This window comes from Sphingobacterium sp. UBA1897 (assembly GCF_002337775.1).
Lineage (GTDB): Bacteria > Bacteroidota > Bacteroidia > Sphingobacteriales > Sphingobacteriaceae > Sphingobacterium > Sphingobacterium siyangense.
This window is the reverse complement of sequence record NZ_DDGR01000027.1, coordinates 167,358-186,510: the sequence shown is the minus strand read 5'-3', so window position 1 is coordinate 186,510 and position 19,153 is coordinate 167,358. Positions and strand designations below refer to the sequence as shown.

Annotated in this window: 13 protein-coding genes and 1 pseudogene; 8 read left to right on the top strand and 6 right to left on the bottom strand. The window is 39.2% G+C overall.

What is annotated here, in order from left to right; all coding sequences use genetic code 11:
* Nucleotides 1-160: 160 nt before the first annotated feature.
* The 5 genes and pseudogenes from B4N43_RS25645 to rsmI all read right to left on the bottom strand — a co-directional run.
* Nucleotides 161-602, bottom strand: a pseudogene (locus B4N43_RS25645) (transposase); the annotation flags it as partial.
* A 220-nt stretch (nt 603-822) separates the two neighbouring features.
* A complete protein-coding gene (locus B4N43_RS19225; RefSeq protein ID WP_286735892.1) occupies nt 823-1,140 on the bottom strand; it encodes a hypothetical protein in 318 nt (105 codons plus the stop codon).
* A 571-nt stretch (nt 1,141-1,711) separates the two neighbouring features.
* Nucleotides 1,712-3,340: an apolipoprotein N-acyltransferase gene (gene lnt, locus B4N43_RS19220; RefSeq protein WP_286735890.1), complete on the bottom strand. Its 1,629-nt coding sequence runs from the start codon at nt 3,338-3,340 to the stop codon at nt 1,712-1,714.
* Between the two features lie 23 nt (nt 3,341-3,363).
* Nucleotides 3,364-4,071, bottom strand: a complete 708-nt coding sequence (locus tag B4N43_RS19215; protein ID WP_201665890.1) for a PH domain-containing protein — start codon at nt 4,069-4,071, stop codon at nt 3,364-3,366.
* Between the two features lie 36 nt (nt 4,072-4,107).
* Nucleotides 4,108-4,773 carry a 16S rRNA (cytidine(1402)-2'-O)-methyltransferase gene (gene rsmI / locus B4N43_RS19210; protein ID WP_083663502.1) on the bottom strand — a complete coding sequence of 222 codons (666 nt, stop codon included), beginning with the start codon at nt 4,771-4,773 and terminating at the stop codon, nt 4,108-4,110.
* Nucleotides 4,774-4,884: 111 nt separating this feature from the next.
* On the opposite strand from rsmI, the gene B4N43_RS19205 reads away from it, so the two are divergent.
* The 5 genes from B4N43_RS19205 to B4N43_RS25565 all read left to right on the top strand — a co-directional run bounded on the left by B4N43_RS19205 (nt 4,885) and on the right by B4N43_RS25565 (nt 13,140).
* Nucleotides 4,885-5,958, top strand: a complete 1,074-nt coding sequence (locus B4N43_RS19205) for a class I fructose-bisphosphate aldolase (protein ID WP_286735887.1) — start codon at nt 4,885-4,887, stop codon at nt 5,956-5,958.
* A gap of 313 nt (nt 5,959-6,271) precedes the next feature.
* On the top strand, nt 6,272-7,543 hold the full coding sequence (gene serS, locus B4N43_RS19200) for a serine--tRNA ligase (RefSeq protein WP_286735886.1): 1,272 nt from the start codon (nt 6,272-6,274) through the stop codon (nt 7,541-7,543).
* A 646-nt stretch (nt 7,544-8,189) separates the two neighbouring features.
* A complete protein-coding gene (locus tag B4N43_RS19195) occupies nt 8,190-11,423 on the top strand; it encodes a SusC/RagA family TonB-linked outer membrane protein (protein WP_286735885.1) in 3,234 nt (1,077 codons plus the stop codon).
* A gap of 18 nt (nt 11,424-11,441) precedes the next feature.
* Nucleotides 11,442-12,899, top strand: a complete 1,458-nt coding sequence (locus tag B4N43_RS19190) for a SusD/RagB family nutrient-binding outer membrane lipoprotein (protein WP_159731788.1) — start codon at nt 11,442-11,444, stop codon at nt 12,897-12,899.
* Nucleotides 12,900-13,080: 181 nt separating this feature from the next.
* Nucleotides 13,081-13,140: a lipoprotein gene (locus B4N43_RS25565; RefSeq protein WP_376749022.1), complete on the top strand. Its 60-nt coding sequence runs from the start codon at nt 13,081-13,083 to the stop codon at nt 13,138-13,140.
* A 49-nt stretch (nt 13,141-13,189) separates the two neighbouring features.
* Here B4N43_RS25565 and B4N43_RS19185 read toward each other — a convergent pair whose 3' ends face one another.
* Nucleotides 13,190-13,594 carry a helix-turn-helix domain-containing protein gene (locus tag B4N43_RS19185; RefSeq protein ID WP_286735884.1) on the bottom strand — a complete coding sequence of 135 codons (405 nt, stop codon included), beginning with the start codon at nt 13,592-13,594 and terminating at the stop codon, nt 13,190-13,192.
* A gap of 657 nt (nt 13,595-14,251) precedes the next feature.
* On the opposite strand from B4N43_RS19185, the gene B4N43_RS19180 reads away from it, so the two are divergent.
* The 3 genes from B4N43_RS19180 to B4N43_RS19170 are packed head-to-tail and all read left to right on the top strand — an operon-like array spanning nt 14,252 to nt 19,142.
* Nucleotides 14,252-14,626: a hypothetical protein gene (locus B4N43_RS19180; RefSeq protein ID WP_159731782.1), complete on the top strand. Its 375-nt coding sequence runs from the start codon at nt 14,252-14,254 to the stop codon at nt 14,624-14,626.
* A 17-nt stretch (nt 14,627-14,643) separates the two neighbouring features.
* On the top strand, nt 14,644-15,924 hold the full coding sequence (locus B4N43_RS19175) for a TlpA family protein disulfide reductase (protein ID WP_286735883.1): 1,281 nt from the start codon (nt 14,644-14,646) through the stop codon (nt 15,922-15,924).
* A 5-nt stretch (nt 15,925-15,929) separates the two neighbouring features.
* Nucleotides 15,930-19,142, top strand: coding sequence for a SusC/RagA family TonB-linked outer membrane protein (locus B4N43_RS19170; RefSeq protein ID WP_286735882.1), 3,213 nt, complete (start codon nt 15,930-15,932; stop codon nt 19,140-19,142).
* Nucleotides 19,143-19,153 lie beyond the last annotated feature (11 nt).

Below are 19,153 nucleotides of genomic sequence, written 5' to 3'. Positions count from 1 at the left end.
TATCCCTTTTTGGGGATGCTTAGTCTATCTTCTGTCCAGTAATAATTTAAAACGTATTTAAAGAGAAATTCTCTTTTAAACAAAAGTTAAATAAGGTGAGGATCATTTACCACAAGAATGGGGAGTGTAACACCTGTGTCATTGGATAATTAACCAAAATCTAAAAGCCTCTATCAAGTTTGAGCCTATCCCAAAATTTAATGTAAAGTTGGGATATGGTCAAACCCCAGTTATACATTGGCATCGTCCATTTTTTTGCGATATCCTTTATGATCAGATACATCAATTTCATTATTGCCTGTTCGGAGTTGAAGGCTCCTTTAGACTTAATGATTTTTCGTATCTGACGGTGCATTTCCTCGATCGGATTTGATGTGTATGTAGTCTTTCGAACCTGTTCCTCGTACTCAAAGAATTTACTTGCCTATTTCCCTCGAAAGACAGCCGATTTTTATATCCCATTTCTTCATTCACGGCTTTATAGACCGGATTTGATATCCTCCATTACAGGCTTTTAATCTTTCTCATTTACATAGTCGCGCTTTAAAAAGCCAGATTTTGCTTCTGATTTGATTTATTATGCAGATATTGTTTCTATTTTTTGAAAGATCATTAAAAAGAAAGTTTTCCAATTATTCATCATCCTTTTGAAGTTGAAAGCAAGGGTAGCTAGTATAATATTTATATTATCGCCAAATATGCCCCTGTAAAAGTTGTGACCCAAGCGATGATCTGCTTTGAGATGTCCAATGACAAGTTCTATGGATGCCTTTTTAGGATGCGCTTTCTTGAATCTTTTTGGGATTTAAATTTTGGTGGTTCCTATGGTTGATTTCCCTCGATACACTCTGTCTCCAGTGGCTGTTTTGGAAGATTACAATTTGCCAGTAAGGAATTATACTTGTTTAATGCGGATTTTAAGGTATGTCCGTCATATTCATTTCGAAAGCCCATTGATCCGACGATCACTCCGCTTATATTATAAATGATCGAAGCCTTATTTCCAAACTTATACTTCTTATGTTCTTTCCCTTCAGAAATACACTGTACTTCAGGCTCGTGCAGTGAATAGATTTTCTCCTTGCTATATCTGCTTTGTTGTAGCACCCGGTTGAAGAGAGCCAGTTCTGAAGCGTACATTCGCTCTGCCGGTTTACGTTCCAATTCCCGAACTAGCCTACCGGCAATGGTCTTTACCTTTTATCTGCTTTAATTGCCTTCTTTTTGTTTCTGGGATGATTGCGGAAGCGCTGGTCAACCCCCAGCTTTTTTAATGTAGGTGTGCAACTTTGGCGCACGACAATACCTTCTCTGTCGGTTATCCGGCTACATTTTTTTGCATCGGTAGGAAAAGTGATGATTTTCTCCTGTAATGTTCTATCCAAATTCACGTGCGGATTATCCGAGTCATTAGGTTGCTCCCCGAAAACTAGACATACATTTAAGGTATGAAATAAATAGATTAAATTAGCAAAATGTGGCTTGCGGAACCCCCACCGCTATTTGCTCTGTGCTGTTCTCGCTTTGCCTGTTTACATCTAATGGCTGATGTGGCATTACAAGGCTTTCCTTTCTTTCACAAACCAATCAAACTGTCAACGATTGTTTTCTTGTATGTGCTGAAACCCTTATATTTACACTAATCACCGAGCAAACTATAAGTGAGCAAAAATTGAGGGGTTCTTTAAAAGGTTAGCCAATGATTTGACTGTTAGGTGTTTGCGGAGGTTAAGAATCTTCCTGCTACGATCAGTATCACAATTCCTCCCAATGCCAGTGCCAAACCTAAGTAGGCCGCAATATCGCCCGTTTTGGTGTAAAAAGTAATTTCTTCATTTAAGTTAATTTCCTGGTTTAGGGCTGCAGGCTGCCACCATTTAGTCTGTTGTACAATATCGCCACGTTGATTGATAAAGCCTGAAATCCCTGTATTTGCCGATCGAGCAACCCAGCGCCTGTTTTCAATCGCACGCAGTTTGGCATACTGTAAATGCTGGTCTTTACCCGAAGTATTGCCCCACCAGCCATCGTTGGTGATAATGGCAATAAACTGAGCGCCTTTTTTGACATATTGGGAAACATAATTGCCCCAAATGGATTCATAACAGATTACGGGTGCGGCACCAATACCGCTTTGGGCATAGAATACCGAAGGTTCAGCCTGTTTTCCGTAGCCACCTGTCGTACCGCCGAATGCCTTGAATAGTGGTTTCAGGAAATTCATCGCTGCGCCAAAAGGCATTTGCTCTACGCCCGGCACGAGTTTAGACTTATGGTAAAACTGAAGTTTGGAGGAATAATCGATCAATGTCGCAGCGTTGAAATTATCCTGGTATACATTAGGAGCTATTTCACGCGCAGTAGGTGTTTTTGCATAGTTGTACAACTGATAGCTTTCAATACCTGAAAGTACATTGCCATTTTTATATTGATCTAAAAATTTTAAAATGCGCTGGTAAGAATAGGTTTCCCTAAAGTTTTCCTCGTCAAAATCGCCGTTCTGTGAAAGTGCAGTTTCAGGCCAGATGAAAAACTCCGTATTGGGTTTGGCGACTGAATTTGATAAGGCGAATAAGATGTTTAATTGTTCCTCGGGACTTAAATTGAATTTAATATAAGGGTCAATATTCGGTTGAACAACAACAATCTGTGCAGGATTCTGATGTTCTTCGTAGTTGAAGTAACGTATCAGCGAGTAAGTGCTGGGAACCAGTAATATAGTCGCTAAAGAGGCAATCGGGACAATCTTACGTTTGATCGGATAAAGTCCTTTTCCATTGAGGTAAAGTGTAAATACCAAGATATTGACCAGCCAGATCCATATTGTTCCGCCATAGATCCCTGTGATGTCGTACCATTGGATCAATTGGTGGAAACTTGCGAAACCATTGCCTAAAGTCATCCAAGGGAAGGCTAAATCCCAGGATTCGTGTAGAAATTCATAGCTTATCCAAAATCCCATTAATCCGAAAAGGGATAACAGGATGTTCGTTTTGCGTCGTAATTGCCCATATAACCTGAAAGCTAGTGCCATTAAAGCGGCGCCAAGACAAAAAGGTATCAGACTGATGACAACAGCGGCAAAGGGCGGCATAACTGCCGAGATGGAGTTGTATACCCAGTAAATGGAAGCCGTGTTCCAAACAACAGCCGTGAGTCCCGCTGTAAGAAATACTTTACGGCCTTTTCTTTTGAATGTTTCACTGCGGATAATGTTTTCTACAGCAATCAGCAAAGGAACAAAACCAATAAATAATAAGGGACTGGAATAGGGGATTGGAGGCCAGCCCAACCACAATAAAAAGGCACTTAAAAGTGCCAGTAAATAGTTATTTTTCACTCTATATTTTCTCCCATTTATGATTATAAACTGGATAAAACTTCTCTCTTTTTACTCTCGTATTCCTCTTGGGTAATCAATTGTTTGTCGAAGAGCGTTTTTAATTTTTTGAGCTTTAAGGTAATTTCATCATCTTCCTCTTCTTTAACGGGTGGAGCGGGCGGGATGTTTGATACCGTTGGCGCTGGCGGAGTTACTGGTGCCGATACAACAGGTTGAGGTGCCGCCGGAGCTGTAACTGCTGGCTGAACCGGTGTATTATTTTCTGGCCGTTCGATAATCACTTCCTTTGCAACTGTTGGAGCAATGACTATTTTTTCTTTTTCGGCAGCCAATTCCGCTTTTTTATAGTTTTCAAGGGCGGCTTTAATATATTGATACAATTTCCTAGCCTGAACTTTAGGGATATAGTCTATGCTTAAGTTCTCGCCAGTAAATGGTATAACCGTAACTTTTGAACCGAATATTTCTTCCTTAAAGGCAATATCCTTGATATCTTGCCAACCGAAGATTTCAAAATCAGTAGCCAGACCCAGTTTAGTAAATTCGCACATAAATATGCGCTTATTACTGATGGTGATACTATCTGGTAAAATAGTAACTGCAGGTTTCTTTTGAACTGCAATATAATCTATTTTTTCCCCTGGAGTAAGCATATCTTGGACTTTAGTAACCAATTTTTCAATGATTTTTATGTCCTGCCCGTCCTGTGCAAATTGTTCCATGTTCATGTCAAATACTTTTTAATACATAAAGATTGTCAAAATTTATTCCAATCCCGCTACACAAAATACAAATTCTCCTTTAATCGGATTGTTTTCAAAGTGTAATTTTAAATCAGTTAATGTTCCGCGAACATTTTCTTCATAGAGTTTGCTCAATTCCCGTGATATCGAGGCTTGTCTTTCTGCTCCAAAAACGGTGATAAATTCTTCGATGGTTTTGAGAATACGATGTGGCGACTCGTAGAAGATCATCGTTCTTTTTTCCTCTGCCAAAGCTTTTAAGCGCGTTTGCCTTCCTTTTTTGACGGGTAGAAAACCTTCAAAGCAAAAACGGTCGTTGGGAAGGCCCGAATTGACAAGCGCTGGCACGAAAGCTGTTGCGCCTGGTAAGCACTGCACTTCAAGCCCTTCTTTGATGGCTTCACGCACCAGCAAAAATCCAGGATCTGAGATCGCCGGTGTCCCTGCGTCTGAAATCAATGCAATGTTTTGCCCTTCTTTCAAGAATTTAATGATTTCAGATACCGCTTTATGTTCATTGTGCTGATGATGCGCAAATACTTTTTTGTCGATTCCAAAATGCTTCAAAAGCGGAGCGCTGGTCCTTGTATCCTCTGCTAAGATGAGGTCCACTTCTTTCAGGACATTGATCGCACGGAACGTCATGTCCTCCAGATTGCCAATAGGTGTCGGAACTAAATATAACATGGTCAAAGTTAAGTTTTTTTTACTATATAATATGCGCTAAAACATTCTGTGCTTTTTGGAGTTTTATTTTAAAGATAATGGTAAACTCCATCACTTTATTTTAAATAAATTATGCAATACATTGAAAAAATACAGGCACATCTAGGCGCAGAAGCGAGTTATTTGTTAGAATTTGATCAACCCGCAGTTTCCAAAACAATGCTTCATCTTCCACAAGCAGCATTTATTGACCAAGTATATAGTTCGAGTGACCGTAGCCCGCAGGTCTTGCGGAGTTTGGGGCAACTTTTTGGAACGGGTCGGTTAGCCAATACCGGGTATCTTTCGATATTGCCCGTAGATCAGGGAATCGAACACAGTGCAGGAGCTTCTTTTGCGCCAAATCCTCAGTATTTTGATCCGGAAAATATTGTCAAGCTAGCTTTGGAAGGAAACTGCAATGCCGTGGCATCTACCTTTGGTGTCTTAGGAGCCGTTGCCCGAAAGTATGCACACAAGATTCCGTTTCTGGTTAAAATCAATCATAATGAACTATTGACCTATCCCAATCGAGCCGACCAAATCTTGTACGGAACAATTCGCGAAGCCTGGAATATGGGGGCAGTTGCGGTAGGGGCGACCATCTATTTTGGATCTGAGGAATCAGACCGTCAGATTATCGAAGTGGCAAAAGCATTTGAAGAAGCACATTCTTTGGGGATGGCGACGGTATTATGGTGTTATCTGCGTAACTCGGCGTTTAAAGTAGGTGATAAAGATTATCATTTAGCAGCGGATCTTACCGGACAGGCCAATCATTTGGGCGTAACGATCAAAGCGGATATTATTAAGCAAAAACTACCCGAATTAAACGGAGGCTTTAAAGCATTGAATATGGATAAAAGTAGTTATGGAAAGTTGGATGAACGTATGTATACGCAACTTTCTTCCGATCATCCTATTGATTTATGCCGCTATCAGGTGCTTAATTGCTTTGCCGGTCGGGCTGGCTTGATCAATTCTGGTGGAGCTTCGGGACAGAATGATATCCAGGAAGCTGTAAAAACTGCGGTTATCAACAAGCGTGCAGGTGGCACAGGGTTGATATCTGGCCGTAAGGCTTTCCAAAAGCCAATGAATGAAGGTGTCGCATTATTACATGCCATTCAGGATGTTTATTTATGCGATGAGGTAAGCATTGTTTAGCAAATGCGCATCACATGAGTTCATCAGGTTGAATCTCACGACAAGGGTTGTATTATACATCGAATTATAGAGTGTATCGATTAGGCGTCTAATGGATACCCTCTTTCTATGGATTATGGGGTGTAAATACCGATTCCATGGGACGATCGGTATTCCATGGGCTGATGTTTGTTTTCCGGTACTTTGCGATAGAAATAGAGAGCCTTAAAGTAGTCAAAAAGCCTTTTGGATGGTGGTTTAGGAATAAAATTGCTTGTAAATAAAGGCAAATTTATCTAAGTTTGTTCACTATTTTAAATAACACATTTATATTATGTTGCAATTGAATTATATCCGTGAGAACAGGGATACGGTAATCGAAAGATTGGCTGTCAAGCATTTCAAGGAAATTGGATTGGTCGACGAAATCATCAGTTTAGATGAAGAGCGTCGTAAGATCCAATCGGAATCTGACGCACTTTCGGCAGAGGCTAATGCGGCAGCAAAACAGATTGGAGATCTGATGCGCCAAGGAAAAAAAGAAGAAGCTGAAACCGTTAAATCCAAATCCTCGGGATATAAGGAGCAAGTGAAGCAACTTTTGGATCAATTGGGTACAATTGAAGCAGAATTGAATGAGAAGATCGTGCAATTACCTAATTTACCGCATCAATCCGTTCCAGCAGGTGTAAGTGCTGAGGACAATGAAGTTGTTTTGAGCCATGGCGAAATCCCTGCATTGTCGGAAGATGCATTGCCGCACTGGGAATTGTTGAACAAATATGATATTGTTGATTTAGAGCTTGGCGTAAAAGTTGCCGGAGCAGGTTTTCCTATCTATAAAGGTAAAGGCGCTAAATTGCAACGCGCATTGATCAATTTCTTTTTGGATCAGGCAGCAGAAGAAGGATATGAGGAAGTACAGGTGCCTATCTTGGTCAATGAAGATTCTGCATTTGCTACGGGACAATTACCGGATAAAGAAGGACAGATGTACTATGTGGGTAACGACAACCTGTATTTAATCCCTACGGCTGAAGTTCCGGTCACCAACATTTATAGAGACGAGATTGTGAAAGAAGCACAGTTTCCAATCAAACATTGTGCTTATACACCATGTTTCCGTCGTGAAGCAGGTTCATACGGGGCACATGTACGTGGGTTAAACCGGTTACACCAATTTGACAAAGTGGAAACGGTACAGCTTGTACATCCTGAAAAGTCTTATGAAGTGCTGGAAGAAATGAGTTTATACGTGCAGCGTCTGTTGCAGAAATTAGAGCTTCCTTACCGTGTATTGCGCCTTTGCGGTGGAGATATGAGCTTTACTTCTGCATTGACCTATGACATGGAAGTGTATAGTTCTGCTCAGAAACGTTGGTTAGAGGTATCTTCCGTTTCCAATTTTGAAACTTATCAAGCGAATCGTTTGAAAGTCCGTTTTAAGAATGCCGATGGCAAGATGCAACTGGCACATACGTTGAACGGTTCGGCATTGGCTTTACCACGTATAGTCGCAGCGATACTGGAGAATAATCAAACGGAAAAAGGAATTAGGATTCCTGCAGTTTTGGTGCCGTACACTAAATTTGAGTATATCGATTAAATATCAATAAATAAGTCGTCTTTAGACTTATTTAATCTCAATATGAAAGACGCTCAGCCTGAGAAGGTAGAGCGTCTTTTTTTGTTATAATTCGATTTTTAAATGTTTAGAATCATTATAAATTAATCTTCTTTTTGATACAAAAATTTAATAAATTAATATGTTAACGATTTCTTATAGCATTGTTAATGTTTTGTTAAATATAGTTGATTCCGTATAAAATTCTGTTTGTAAATAGTTTGATGAGTTTTTATTCTAAATTGAATCTTTTGTAACAATTTGTAAAATTGTGAACTTATTATTGCGGTATTTCCTGTTTTCTGGAGATTATGTTAAAAAACTTGTAAAAACAACTTTGGCTTTCTATATTTGACACCGCTAATAAAAATCGCACTAACTATTATTAACTGTAAATGCTGAAAAGAGCAAATTTACAGCTGGATATTTATCTAAGAACTGACCCTGCATCTACCTAGGGCCCGCTTTTCCACAAATATTTTCAACTGTTACTGAATAAACTGCAATAGCAATTATGCTTTTTGCTGTTTATTGTCTAGGCAATTTATGTTTGGACGGTTATGATAACGGATATAATTTATATCACTATATAGGATTAGAAAAAATAATAAAATTAACTAACTAAAACATGAAACAAACATTACTAAGTTTTCTTGTTGGCGGTATGATTCTGACTTCGGTTGCATTCGCTCAAGAAAAAAAGATTAGTGGTCGTGTTACATCTGCTGACGGTAAAGCAATACCAGGGGTGACAGTAGTTGTACAAGGAACTAATCAGGCAACGCAGACTGATACTGATGGTAATTATTCATTGAATGTACCGGCAGGTAAGGTTGTCGTATTCCGTTCCGTTGGTTTTGATGATAAAACTATTATTGTTAATAACAACAGTACTGTATTCAATGTCTCTTTAGTAAATCATGACAATGCCTTGGAAGAGGTTGTTGTCACTGCAAATGCAATTAAGCGTGAGAAAAGAACGTTAGGTTACTCTGCGCCGACATTGAATAATGAAGAATTACGATCAGGTCAAAATTCGAGTGCTATTAATGCATTGGCTGGTAAGGTAGCTGGTGTGAATATTACATCAACATCGAATTCACCAGGTAGCTCATCTCGTGTAGTATTACGTGGTGGTTCATCAATTTCAGGGAACAACCAAGCATTAATCGTTGTTGATGGTGTTCCTATTGACAATTCCAGCGTGATTGGTGGTGGCTCATCGCTGTCTAGTGTTGATTTTGGTAACCGTGGTAATGATATCAACCCTGATGATATCGCATCGATGACCGTATTAAAAGGCCCTGCAGCTGCTGCATTGTATGGATCGCGGGCATCTAATGGAGCCTTGATCATTACAACTAAGACCGGTAAAAAAGGTGGGGGTAAAACAGATATTACCTTTAATACAACAAATACTTTTTCTTCCATTTTGAAATTGCCTGAGTTTCAAAATGAATATGGTCAAGGTTATCCTGACTATGACGATGATGGAAATCTAGTTTTTGTCAATGATCCAAAGGAAAATTGGTCATGGGGAGCGCCTTTTACAGGAAAAACGCAAGAATGGGGCCAAGCTATTAATGGAGTAAGACAGACAAAACCATATTCGGCCGTAAAAAACAATATTAAAAATTTTTTTAATACTGGATTTGCAACAGATAATAATTTAGGTTTCTCGGGCGGTAGTGAAAAATCATCTTTCTACTTGGGTCTAAATTCTTTGAACTCAAACGGTGTTTATCCTGGGAGCAAAGATAACTACAATAAATATGGTGTTCGATTCAATGGTCAAACTGAATTCTCTAATAAATTTTATGCAGGAATTTCAGCTAACTATAGTCAGATTAACTCGAACAACGTAGGTGGAGGACAAGGAAATTCGTCTGTATACAATAACTTGTTACAAACTCCCCGTGATATTCCTGTTGCTGATCTGAAAGATTTAAATAATCCATATAATGGGTATGGTTATGTTGACGCAAATGGTCTAAACCATAGTAATGAGTATGGTTATTATGGGGCATATTCAAGGAATCCATATTGGACATTGGCAAATTATAACAACTACAATAATGTAAATCGCATTATGGGTAATTTTAACGTAGGTTATAAGCCATTTGAGTGGTTGGACTTCAAAGAACGTGTAGGGGTAGATCATTATACAGACCGCAGACGTTCAGAATCTCCTAAATATAGTTTTACACCAATCGATAAGACGTCAGGAAATTATTCGAGTGCTAATGATCTTATTAACAATGGAGAGTATCGTATCGATCAATATAATGTAACAGAGGTTATTCATGATTTCATGGTGACTGCTACACATGAATTTAATCAAGATTTTAAAGGATCATTAATGTTGGGTAACAACATTCGTCAGCGTAATGTTTCTAATCTAAGTACAGCAACCAACGAAAGCGGAGGTTTGGTACAGCCTGGCTATTACAACTTAGCTAATTCTAATGGTCCATTGAACTTGATCGAAGATTCATGGTCAAAACGTCGTTTGGTTGGTGTTTATGCAGACTTGAACTTGTCATATAAAAACTTCTTGTACTTACAAGCTACAGCACGTAATGACTGGTCATCTACATTGCCTAAGAAAAACAACTCATTCTTTTATCCAAGTGTGAGTGGGTCATTTGTATTTTCTGAGTTGTTGAGCACGGAAGTTAAGAACATTCTTTCTTATGGTAAATTGCGTGCTAACTACGCAAAAGTGGGGTCGGATACTGATCCATATCAATTGTTGACAACGTTCTCTAGAGGTGAAATCAATGGTGGATTCGGAACTACAACCTTCCCATTTGGTAATGTTTCTGCATTCATGTCTGGTTCTACATTAGGAAATGCAGAGTTGAAACCAGAAATTACCACATCAGCTGAAGTAGGTGCTGAATTAGGTTTCTTTAGAAATCGTTTGACTGTTGATTTTAGCTATTACAACAATAACTCAAAAAATCAAATCTTAGCAATTCCTATTGCGAATTCTACAGGCTACGGATTCAATGTTGTCAATGCAGGTAAAATCAAGAACTCTGGGATCGAACTTGCATTACGTGGAACTCCGGTGAAAACAGAAAACTTCAGCTGGGAATTGATGGGTACTTTCACCAAAAACAACAATAAAGTTGTGGAATTGATGGATGGAATTGATCAAGTTTCTCTAGGCGGTTTTTCGGGTATGTCTATCGTTGCGGCAAAAGGTCGCCCTTATGGAGAATTTTATGCAGTAACGAATGCAACCGATGCTGAAGGTAGAACGATTGTAAACCAAAAAACAGGTTTACCTGTGCCGACTTCGGATGCAAAATACTTAGGAAGTTACAATCCTAAATTCCAAGCATCATTAGGAACGACTGTCAATTACAAGAGCTGGTCACTGACGGCGTTGTTTGATATGAAACACGGCGGTGTATTCTATTCACGTACCAAAGATATCATGGCATTCACAGGTACATCTGCTGAAACAGGAGGTGAGCGTTTTGGTCAAATCTTCCCGAACTCTGTTTACTTAGATGCAAATGGTAATTCTGTTGTAAATACGACAGCTACTTATGACAAAGTGGATTACTACCCATATTTGGAGGCGGGTATGAATGTGGTCGATGCTTCTTATGTGAAGTTGCGCAACTTGGCTATCTCTTATAAATTCAAGAAAGATATGCTAAAAAATACACCTTTTGGTGATGTAACTGTTGGTGTGTTCGGTAATAACCTATTTATCTGGACTCCAAGTGAAAATAAATATGCAGATCCAGAAGTGAACTCTGCTGGTGCTGGAAATGCACAAGGTTTTGACTATACTGCTCAACCGTCTTTACGTAACTATGGTGTCAATGTGAAGGTATCCTTCTAAACTATAAAGAATAATAAAATGAACAAGAATATAAAGAAGTTTGTTTTTGCTGCATTGGTTGGATCCGTAGCATTTACAAGTTGTAATAAGTATTTGGATGTTAACGACAATCCAAATAATCCAGAAAAAGTTGAACCAAACCTGTTGCTACCTACAGTTGAAGCCTCTTTAAGTCAGATTGTTGGTAATCAACTTCAAGTGTATGGTGGTTTATGGGCGCAATATTGGACACAGGCTCCATCCTCATCACAGTATCAAACTATTGATCAGTATAATCTTAAAAATACGGCTTCGGATCGTATTTGGTCAACAATCTATAGAAGTGCTTTAAATAATGCTGAAATAATCATTAATTCAGAGAGAGGTGCTAATAACTATACAATTGGTATGGCGTATTTGTTGAAAGCTTATACATTACAAGTAGCTACTGACGCTTTTGGAGATATTCCGTTGGATGAAGCTTTGCAAGGAGCGACGAACTTAAGTCCAAAATATCAAACACAGAAAGAGGTATACAACAGTATTTTCGAGAGTATTGATAAAGGCGTCGAGTTATTGAAAGGCGATCTTGGTACCACACCTGGTGAACAAGATATGCTGTTTGGCGGTGATAAAGCTTCTTGGATTGCGTTCGCAAATACCTTGAAATTGAAGGCTTATTTACGTATTTCAAATGTGGATGCGGCGACTGCACAAGCAGGTATCAAAGCATTATATGCTACAAATCCAACATTTTTAAATAAAGACGTTTCCATCACGTTTACGACAACTGGTGGTAACCAGAACCCATTCTATACAGAAATGGTAGGTTTAGATTACGTTCAGAACGTGGTTGCAAGCGGAACTGCTGTTAAAGCATTTGAAGCAAATAAGGATAAAAGATCTTTTGCATTGTACAACAGATTGTTCAAAGCTGACAACATTACTCTACAGGATACAGTAGCCTATTTAATACAAGGCGACTTTAGAGGACAAAATATGAAGAAAGTTTCTGCTCCTTCTCCAGCGACTGGCGCAAATGCGAAAAATACAGCTTCTGCAATCGCTCCTGTAAAATTATTCTCTATTGCCGAAAGCAAATTCTTGCAAGCTGAAGCTGCTTTGAAAGGATGGGGAACAGGGACGGTTTCAACGTTGTACAATGAAGGTATTACAGCTTCATTTGATTATTTGGGTACGGAAGGACTGTCTTCTTATTTAGCTGCTGCTGGTAAATTTCCAACTGATGCTTCAAAACAATTAGAAGCAATCATTACGCAGAAATACTATGCAATGAATGGTTTTCAAAACTTTGAAGCATGGACCGAATATAGAAGAACAGGTTATCCTACATTCTTGATTCAATCAAAAGCATCAATCTTGGCTAATGGTGAAATGCCGCAACGTTTGTTGTATCCAAATACTGAGTTGACAACTAACTTAAACTATCCAGGTACGAAAGCGATTACAGTACCGGTTTGGTGGGACGTTAAATAATCTTTTAGATTATATGCTTATAAAAGCGGCAATTTCGAAAGAAATTGCCGCTTTTTTTACTTTGTTGAGTGTAATAATTTCCGTTATGCAACATTTTTTTCACTAAATTGTTGTTTTTGAAACTAATTTATGTATGTATATTGTGCTTACGAAATCACATTATTTAATACTTTAAATTTAAATGAAAAAATCAATTTATTTTGCTCTTGCAATTGTCGCATTAACTAGTTCATGTAATTGAATTCGATAGGTAGTTGATGATTTACACTCAATATTAATTAAAAAAATAATTAAACTTTCTTCAAAATAGCCAATTCAGTCTTCAATTCCTCCACTTGCCTTTTAAAATCCTCAATTCTTTCATACCTTTCTTGAAGCAGCTCATCTTTTGATTTAATCTGAGCTTCATATAACCCCTTGATAAATTCTATGTTGTTATCATTATAATCGGAGTTAAATAACTGATTTACCTTTTGGTTATGAGAGATGTAGTTATTAACTTTTGAATCGAAAAAATACTCTGGATCAACCTCAAATAATTCGCCAAGAGTGACTGCATTATCCCAGGATAATTTATTCTGATCAGACTCTAATTTTGATATAGCGGGTTGAGAGATGTTTAATTTCGCTGCTAGAACGTCTTGCCCCCAGCCTTTTTGCTCCCTCAATAATCGTATTTTAGTACCTGTTGTCATATCACTAATTTTTATAACTAATTATAACTCATAGTTATGTTTTTATAACTGATTGCTATTTGATTGTAGTGCAGAAATTTAAATCTTTGTAAAGTTAATTACCAAATATACTAAAAAAAGCAAAAAGTCGGATTGTAAAATAAGATAAAATATAATACTTTTGCTCCATCTCATATAGGTGGATGCGCTTATGAGTCTTGTCAATGAAACCTGAGAAATTTCAATTTGGAACAAGGCGATAAGTGGATCAAAACGCCCGTCAGCAATGGCGTGGCGTCCGCTTACTCGTTCCAGGGCTTCTCAGGGCCTCATTGACAGTAGGTTGGATGTCACGCCATTGTTGGTTTCTAACACTGCAACAAGACTCGTTACCAATAAAACGAGTTATGAACAAAAAACAACAATCAAAGAACATCATCGCTGCCCCCGAGTAGCTCGGCTGGTTTGGCCAAATAAGATTTGGCTTCTCTTGCCATGGACTGCGTAAAGCCAATATTATACACCTTTGTGACCCCTCAATCAAACGCGCTCTGGTTCCAAGAATGAATTAATTATTACAAATGTGAACTGATGAGTAACATCAGGCTCCCAATAAAAAGCTGATTTCGATCGGGGAGGGGATACTATGTACTTTCGGTTACGAAGATTTACTGAAAAATGAACAGGATTTTAGCGCTACAACTTGCTTTTGACTTGATAATCTTTGATGTCCATAAGGACGACTATGACCCTATTAAGGATATTGAAGCATTCTGGAATCACTATGCGCTAGAGGTTATTTCTGCTAATATGCTGCAGCTATTGAGTACGCATCTTGATGGTGGCACGGTAGAAAATAGGCTCCTGAAGGATGAGGAAATGCAGGAATTTGCAACTGCATTGAATCGCGTATTGATCGCCTATTGCATCGCCAACCATCGCCATATAGACCTGAGTGAAATTCAGCTGGCAGCAGAAGCAAAAGACCGCATAGGAAAAGAGCTGGAATTGAGCAAAAAAATCGTTGATTTTTTCGGTAGGTTATCGGAATAACCACTAACAAACAAATTATGAATACCCTAAAATTACTAGCCTTTGTAAGGCTATATATAACCTATATATTTCAAGTACGTGCGAAGCACTACTTAAGCATAAAATCTGCACTAATCAAGCGAATGTTAAGGCTGTTTTCTTTAGACTTTTGCCGGACAAACTTCGCCCCAGCTTCTGCCTTTCATGCTACTGGCATCGAGTTTTCATCGGGATTTCATCGGGCCATACCGATCAAAACCCGATGCCGACCCGATGAAAATCCGATGAAATGTAGAAATTTGACGGGTATTGGTCAAATAATGCTCCACTATAGGTGGACACAAGAAACACACAAGCTTGACTATAGCGCGACCCTAGGTTCACCCTTCCTAAGCCCTTGTTATACACAAGAACGACTAAAGGATTGCACAAGCCACACGCAGAAAAATGAAGCTTTTCAGCGTACGGAAGATTTCGAATTGATAGATGGATTGAGATTGAAGCTATTGATTTTAACGTGTTTTAATCTGATATGTGAGGTTAAAAGAACAGGGGGCGGTACTGAATTTGGTTTGGTGCGTCAAGTCGCTCAGCAGGCTTTAAAATGTTTCTCAATAGGTACAAGTTTTAAGAGCGCATATCGAATGATTTTGACATGGATGTTTTTAAGCCTAGTTTTTCAATCATGTAAATTTTCTTTTAAGGCATTGAAGAGCATCAGAGCTCTAGCTTTATTAGCACTGATGGTTTCTATGTTTAGTTTATCAGCTCAGACGCCCCGCAAGGACAGCGGGGCCGATGGGCTGGATAAAATAAAAGGGCTCCAGGTTGGTGATAGGTTACCGGATAAATTTTGGTCTACTTCGTATCTCGGACTTAAAGATGGTAATACTGCTGAATTTAACTTTCATCAATCAAAAGGAAAATTTATCCTACTGGATTTTTGGGCGACCTGGTGTACTGTCTGTGTTAAGGGATTCCCAAAAATTGATAGCCTACATCGAGTCTTGAAAGACAATGTGGCGATTGTTCTAGTTAATCAAAAAGGCAATAGGGATACCAAAGAAAGTATTGCAGCTTTCTTTGAACGCTATCATAATCGTTTTCCCTACGCAATGGATATGCCTCAGATTTTTCAAGACACTATATTAAATCAATATTTTCAACATCGAAGCATTCCCCATTATGTCCTGATTTCTCCAAAGGGCAGGGTCTTGTCTTTAGGTTCTATTCGTGAATTTAAGGCGATGATAGAAATATTGGATCTTTCTTTTTATAAAAACAGCGAAAAAGCATTAAAAGAAAGGAGAACAAAATGAAGTATATGCTAAAAGTCTTTTGTTATATTCTTATCCTCCTTCATTTTGCCACAGGCCAAACTCGCGAAAGATTATGGAAAGGTAAGATTCTGAATTCCAGTGGCACACCGCTGGCAAATGTAAATGTGGTTTCAAAAAGTAGCTCTGTGCGCTCGGACAATGCCGGGAAATTTACTGTAAAGGCCGGACTAAATGATTCGATACGCTTTTCCCTGATCGGATACCAGCCGGAAACTATAATAGCTCGCGGACACGATGATAACCTCGTTGTGGTGCTAAAAGAGCTAACAAATCAATTGGAGGAAGTTGAGATAAGTACAGGCTATCAGAAACTGAAGGTCAACCAGATCAATGGCTCAGTGACGGTACTGAAAAAAGATCTGCTGGAAAAGCAGGTTGGAATGAATATCCTGGATCGCTTAGAAGGGGTAACAAATGGACTTGTTTTCCAAAAAGGAAAAACCAATCTCAATCCGCAGAATAAACTGGGGATCACCGTACGTGGATATGGTACCATAAACGGTCCACTGGATCCCTTAATCGTATTGGATGAATTTGTCTATGAAGGGGATATCAATAATATCAATCCGAACGATATTGAATCTGTAACAGTCCTGAAAGATGCCGAGGCGACTTCGATCTATGGTGCCCGGGGTGGAAATGGAGTGATTGTCCTCACTTCAAAAAGGTCAAAAATGGATGGAAAAACACGACTTGATCTAAATTTCAACACCAGTGTTAAGGAAAAGCCAGATCTTTCTCCATTGGCTATAGTGGGCAATAAGGATTATATTGACCTAGAGGAAATGCTATTTGCCGCTGGCCAGTTTGATAGTCGGCTGGACAGCTGGGATGGGCCACCTGTTTCGCCTATCGTTTATTGGTTGGATAAAAGGCGTAAAAATGAAATCTCGGATGATGTATATAAGTCTCATAAAGCGTTTTACCTAAAGTCTGACCTGAGGCAGCAGTATAGCAACTATTTTTATAAACCTGCACAGACGCAGCAATTAGGTGTAAATATCTCAGGAGGGAGCGCATCCAATAGCTGGACTCTTTCGCTGGGGCAGGACTGGCAGAAAGATAATTATAGCCGGCCCGCTGCACGTACAACCATTAGGCTTTCCAATACGATGACCTTGAATAAATGGTTGAACGTTAATGTGTCAGCATCTTATTCCAATAAAAAAAATAGGAATAGCAATATTCCTTCTTATGCTACACTTGCAAGTGTGGGCAACCAGTATGTGGTACCCTATCTGTCTTTGTTTGATGAGAACGGCAGCCCAGCGGCATTTTATGAAAACTATGGAAAAACAGTGCTGGATACAGTAGGAAAAGGACGGTTATTCGACTGGAATTACTATCCTGTCGAGGATTTTAAATACAATACAGAAACGAATACGATCCAGGAATATATCGCAAATATTGGTATCAGTATCAAGCTTTTTTCCGGTGGCATGTTTAAAGCCAATTACCAGCGTCAGCGTCAAGACGGACTGATCGATAACCATTATATGAAAGAAAGTTATTTTGTGCGCGATATGGTGAATACGTTCAGTCAGATCAATCAAACCACAGGAAAGGTAACTTACATCGTACCTTATGGGGATGTTTTATGGAAAACAGGCAATAACCAAGAATCTTATGCTTTTAGAAGTCAATTTGATTTTAATAAAAAGGTAGGCCAGCATGCTTTCATTGCGATGGCCGGACTGGAGATGCGGCAAACAAAGGCATGGGGCAGTAGCATGGTCTATTATGGTTATCGTGAAGATCCGCTATCCATGGTTCCAGTCGATTTTACAACGAGTTATCTCAAGAAACCTTTCGGAAGTTCGGGTACAATAATGGGAACTCCAAATTTGTCTCCAACCAGACTGAATAGATTTGTAAGTGTTTACGGAAATTTTCATTATACCTGGAAAGATCGTTATATGCTCAGTGGAAATATAAGAAGAGATGGCTCGAATATTTATGGCGTAGCGACGAATGACAAATGGAAGCCGCTTTGGTCTTTAGGTGCGGGCTATGTGCTGTCCAAAGAATCGTTTTTTGAGAAACTTCCTTTAAATTATCTAAAGCTTAAAGCAACATTGGGTTATAGTGGTAATGTTGATTTGAGCCGGTCGGCCTTACCGATTAGCGGTTCGGCGACAAATTCAACCATCAATGGTTCGTTGCCTTATGGAAGGATCGGAACAATCAACAACCCTTCTTTGCGCTGGGAAGAAGTGATGCAACTGAATACGGGACTGGAGTTCGCGCTAAAAGATTTCCCGCTTTCCGGTTCCATAGAATACTATATTAAAAATGGATCCGATCTCTATGGCGAGACCAATTATGATTATACGAGCTGGGGCGCTAGGGGAACGATCATCCAGAATGTAGCGGCAATGAAAGGAAAAGGATTGGATGTACAGCTAAATTATGACCTAAAATCAGGTGTATTGGGATGGCAGTCGTCGCTGATCTATAATTACAATAATAACAAGACAACTGCTTATTACTACCCCAATGACCAAAGTCAGCTCTATCGTATGGTAAATGCTTCTGGCACTCAGATCAATCCGGTTATTGGCTATCCGCTGTATGGTCTTGCGGCATTTATCTGGAAAGGACTTGACGATAACGGAAATCCGCAGGGAATATGGAATGGGGAAATATCGACGGATTATACTGCAATTAATGAAGGTTCAATAGGAAGTGCGGGGGAGGGTGGTTCAGCCTATTTTATTGGTTCTGCCATACCTGTTCATTTTGGCGGCTGGTTGAATACATTTACCTATAAGAATCTGAGTCTGTCTTTCAATTTGAGTTATCGCATGGGCTATTACTTTCGGAGATCTTCGTTCACTTCCAGTGCTCTTATCAATTATGGAACGGTTCATCCTGATTATTATGATCGTTGGCAGCAAAAAGGAGACCATACGAACGTGCCATCTTTCGAATTTCCATTGACTATGCCCGGGCGGGATGCGTTTTATGGTGCTAGTGAAATCCTTGTTGAAAAGGGCGACCATATCCGACTCCAGTTTATCAACCTGACCTATAATTTGCCCAAAATAAGCAGTGGAATCAATAATATACAATTATTTGCCAATGCGGCCAATCTAGGAATTATCTGGCGCGCAAACCGGCGCGGGCTTGATCCAGATAATCCCGAAGCGATTCCTTTGCAGAAAAATTATTCACTTGGCCTTCGTGCCAGCTTTTAACCATTTGCTGT

Bases quoted from the DNA above. Each gene is read 5' to 3' on its own strand.
- B4N43_RS19185 (WP_286735884.1), bottom strand. From the start codon at position 13,594: ATGACAACAGGTACTAAAATACGATTATTGAGGGAGCAAAAAGGCTGG.
- B4N43_RS19175 (WP_286735883.1), top strand. From the start codon at position 14,644: ATGAATACCCTAAAATTACTAGCCTTTGTAAGGCTATATATAACCTAT.
- B4N43_RS19170 (WP_286735882.1), top strand. From the start codon at position 15,930: ATGCTAAAAGTCTTTTGTTATATTCTTATCCTCCTTCATTTTGCCACA.
- B4N43_RS19225 (WP_286735892.1), bottom strand. From the start codon at position 1,140: ATGTACGCTTCAGAACTGGCTCTCTTCAACCGGGTGCTACAACAAAGC.
- rsmI (WP_083663502.1), bottom strand. From the start codon at position 4,773: ATGTTATATTTAGTTCCGACACCTATTGGCAATCTGGAGGACATGACG.
- B4N43_RS19215 (WP_201665890.1), bottom strand. From the start codon at position 4,071: ATGAACATGGAACAATTTGCACAGGACGGGCAGGACATAAAAATCATT.
- B4N43_RS19180 (WP_159731782.1), top strand. From the start codon at position 14,252: ATGAACAGGATTTTAGCGCTACAACTTGCTTTTGACTTGATAATCTTT.
- B4N43_RS19190 (WP_159731788.1), top strand. From the start codon at position 11,442: ATGAACAAGAATATAAAGAAGTTTGTTTTTGCTGCATTGGTTGGATCC.
- B4N43_RS19205 (WP_286735887.1), top strand. From the start codon at position 4,885: ATGCAATACATTGAAAAAATACAGGCACATCTAGGCGCAGAAGCGAGT.
- B4N43_RS19195 (WP_286735885.1), top strand. From the start codon at position 8,190: ATGAAACAAACATTACTAAGTTTTCTTGTTGGCGGTATGATTCTGACT.
- serS (WP_286735886.1), top strand. From the start codon at position 6,272: ATGTTGCAATTGAATTATATCCGTGAGAACAGGGATACGGTAATCGAA.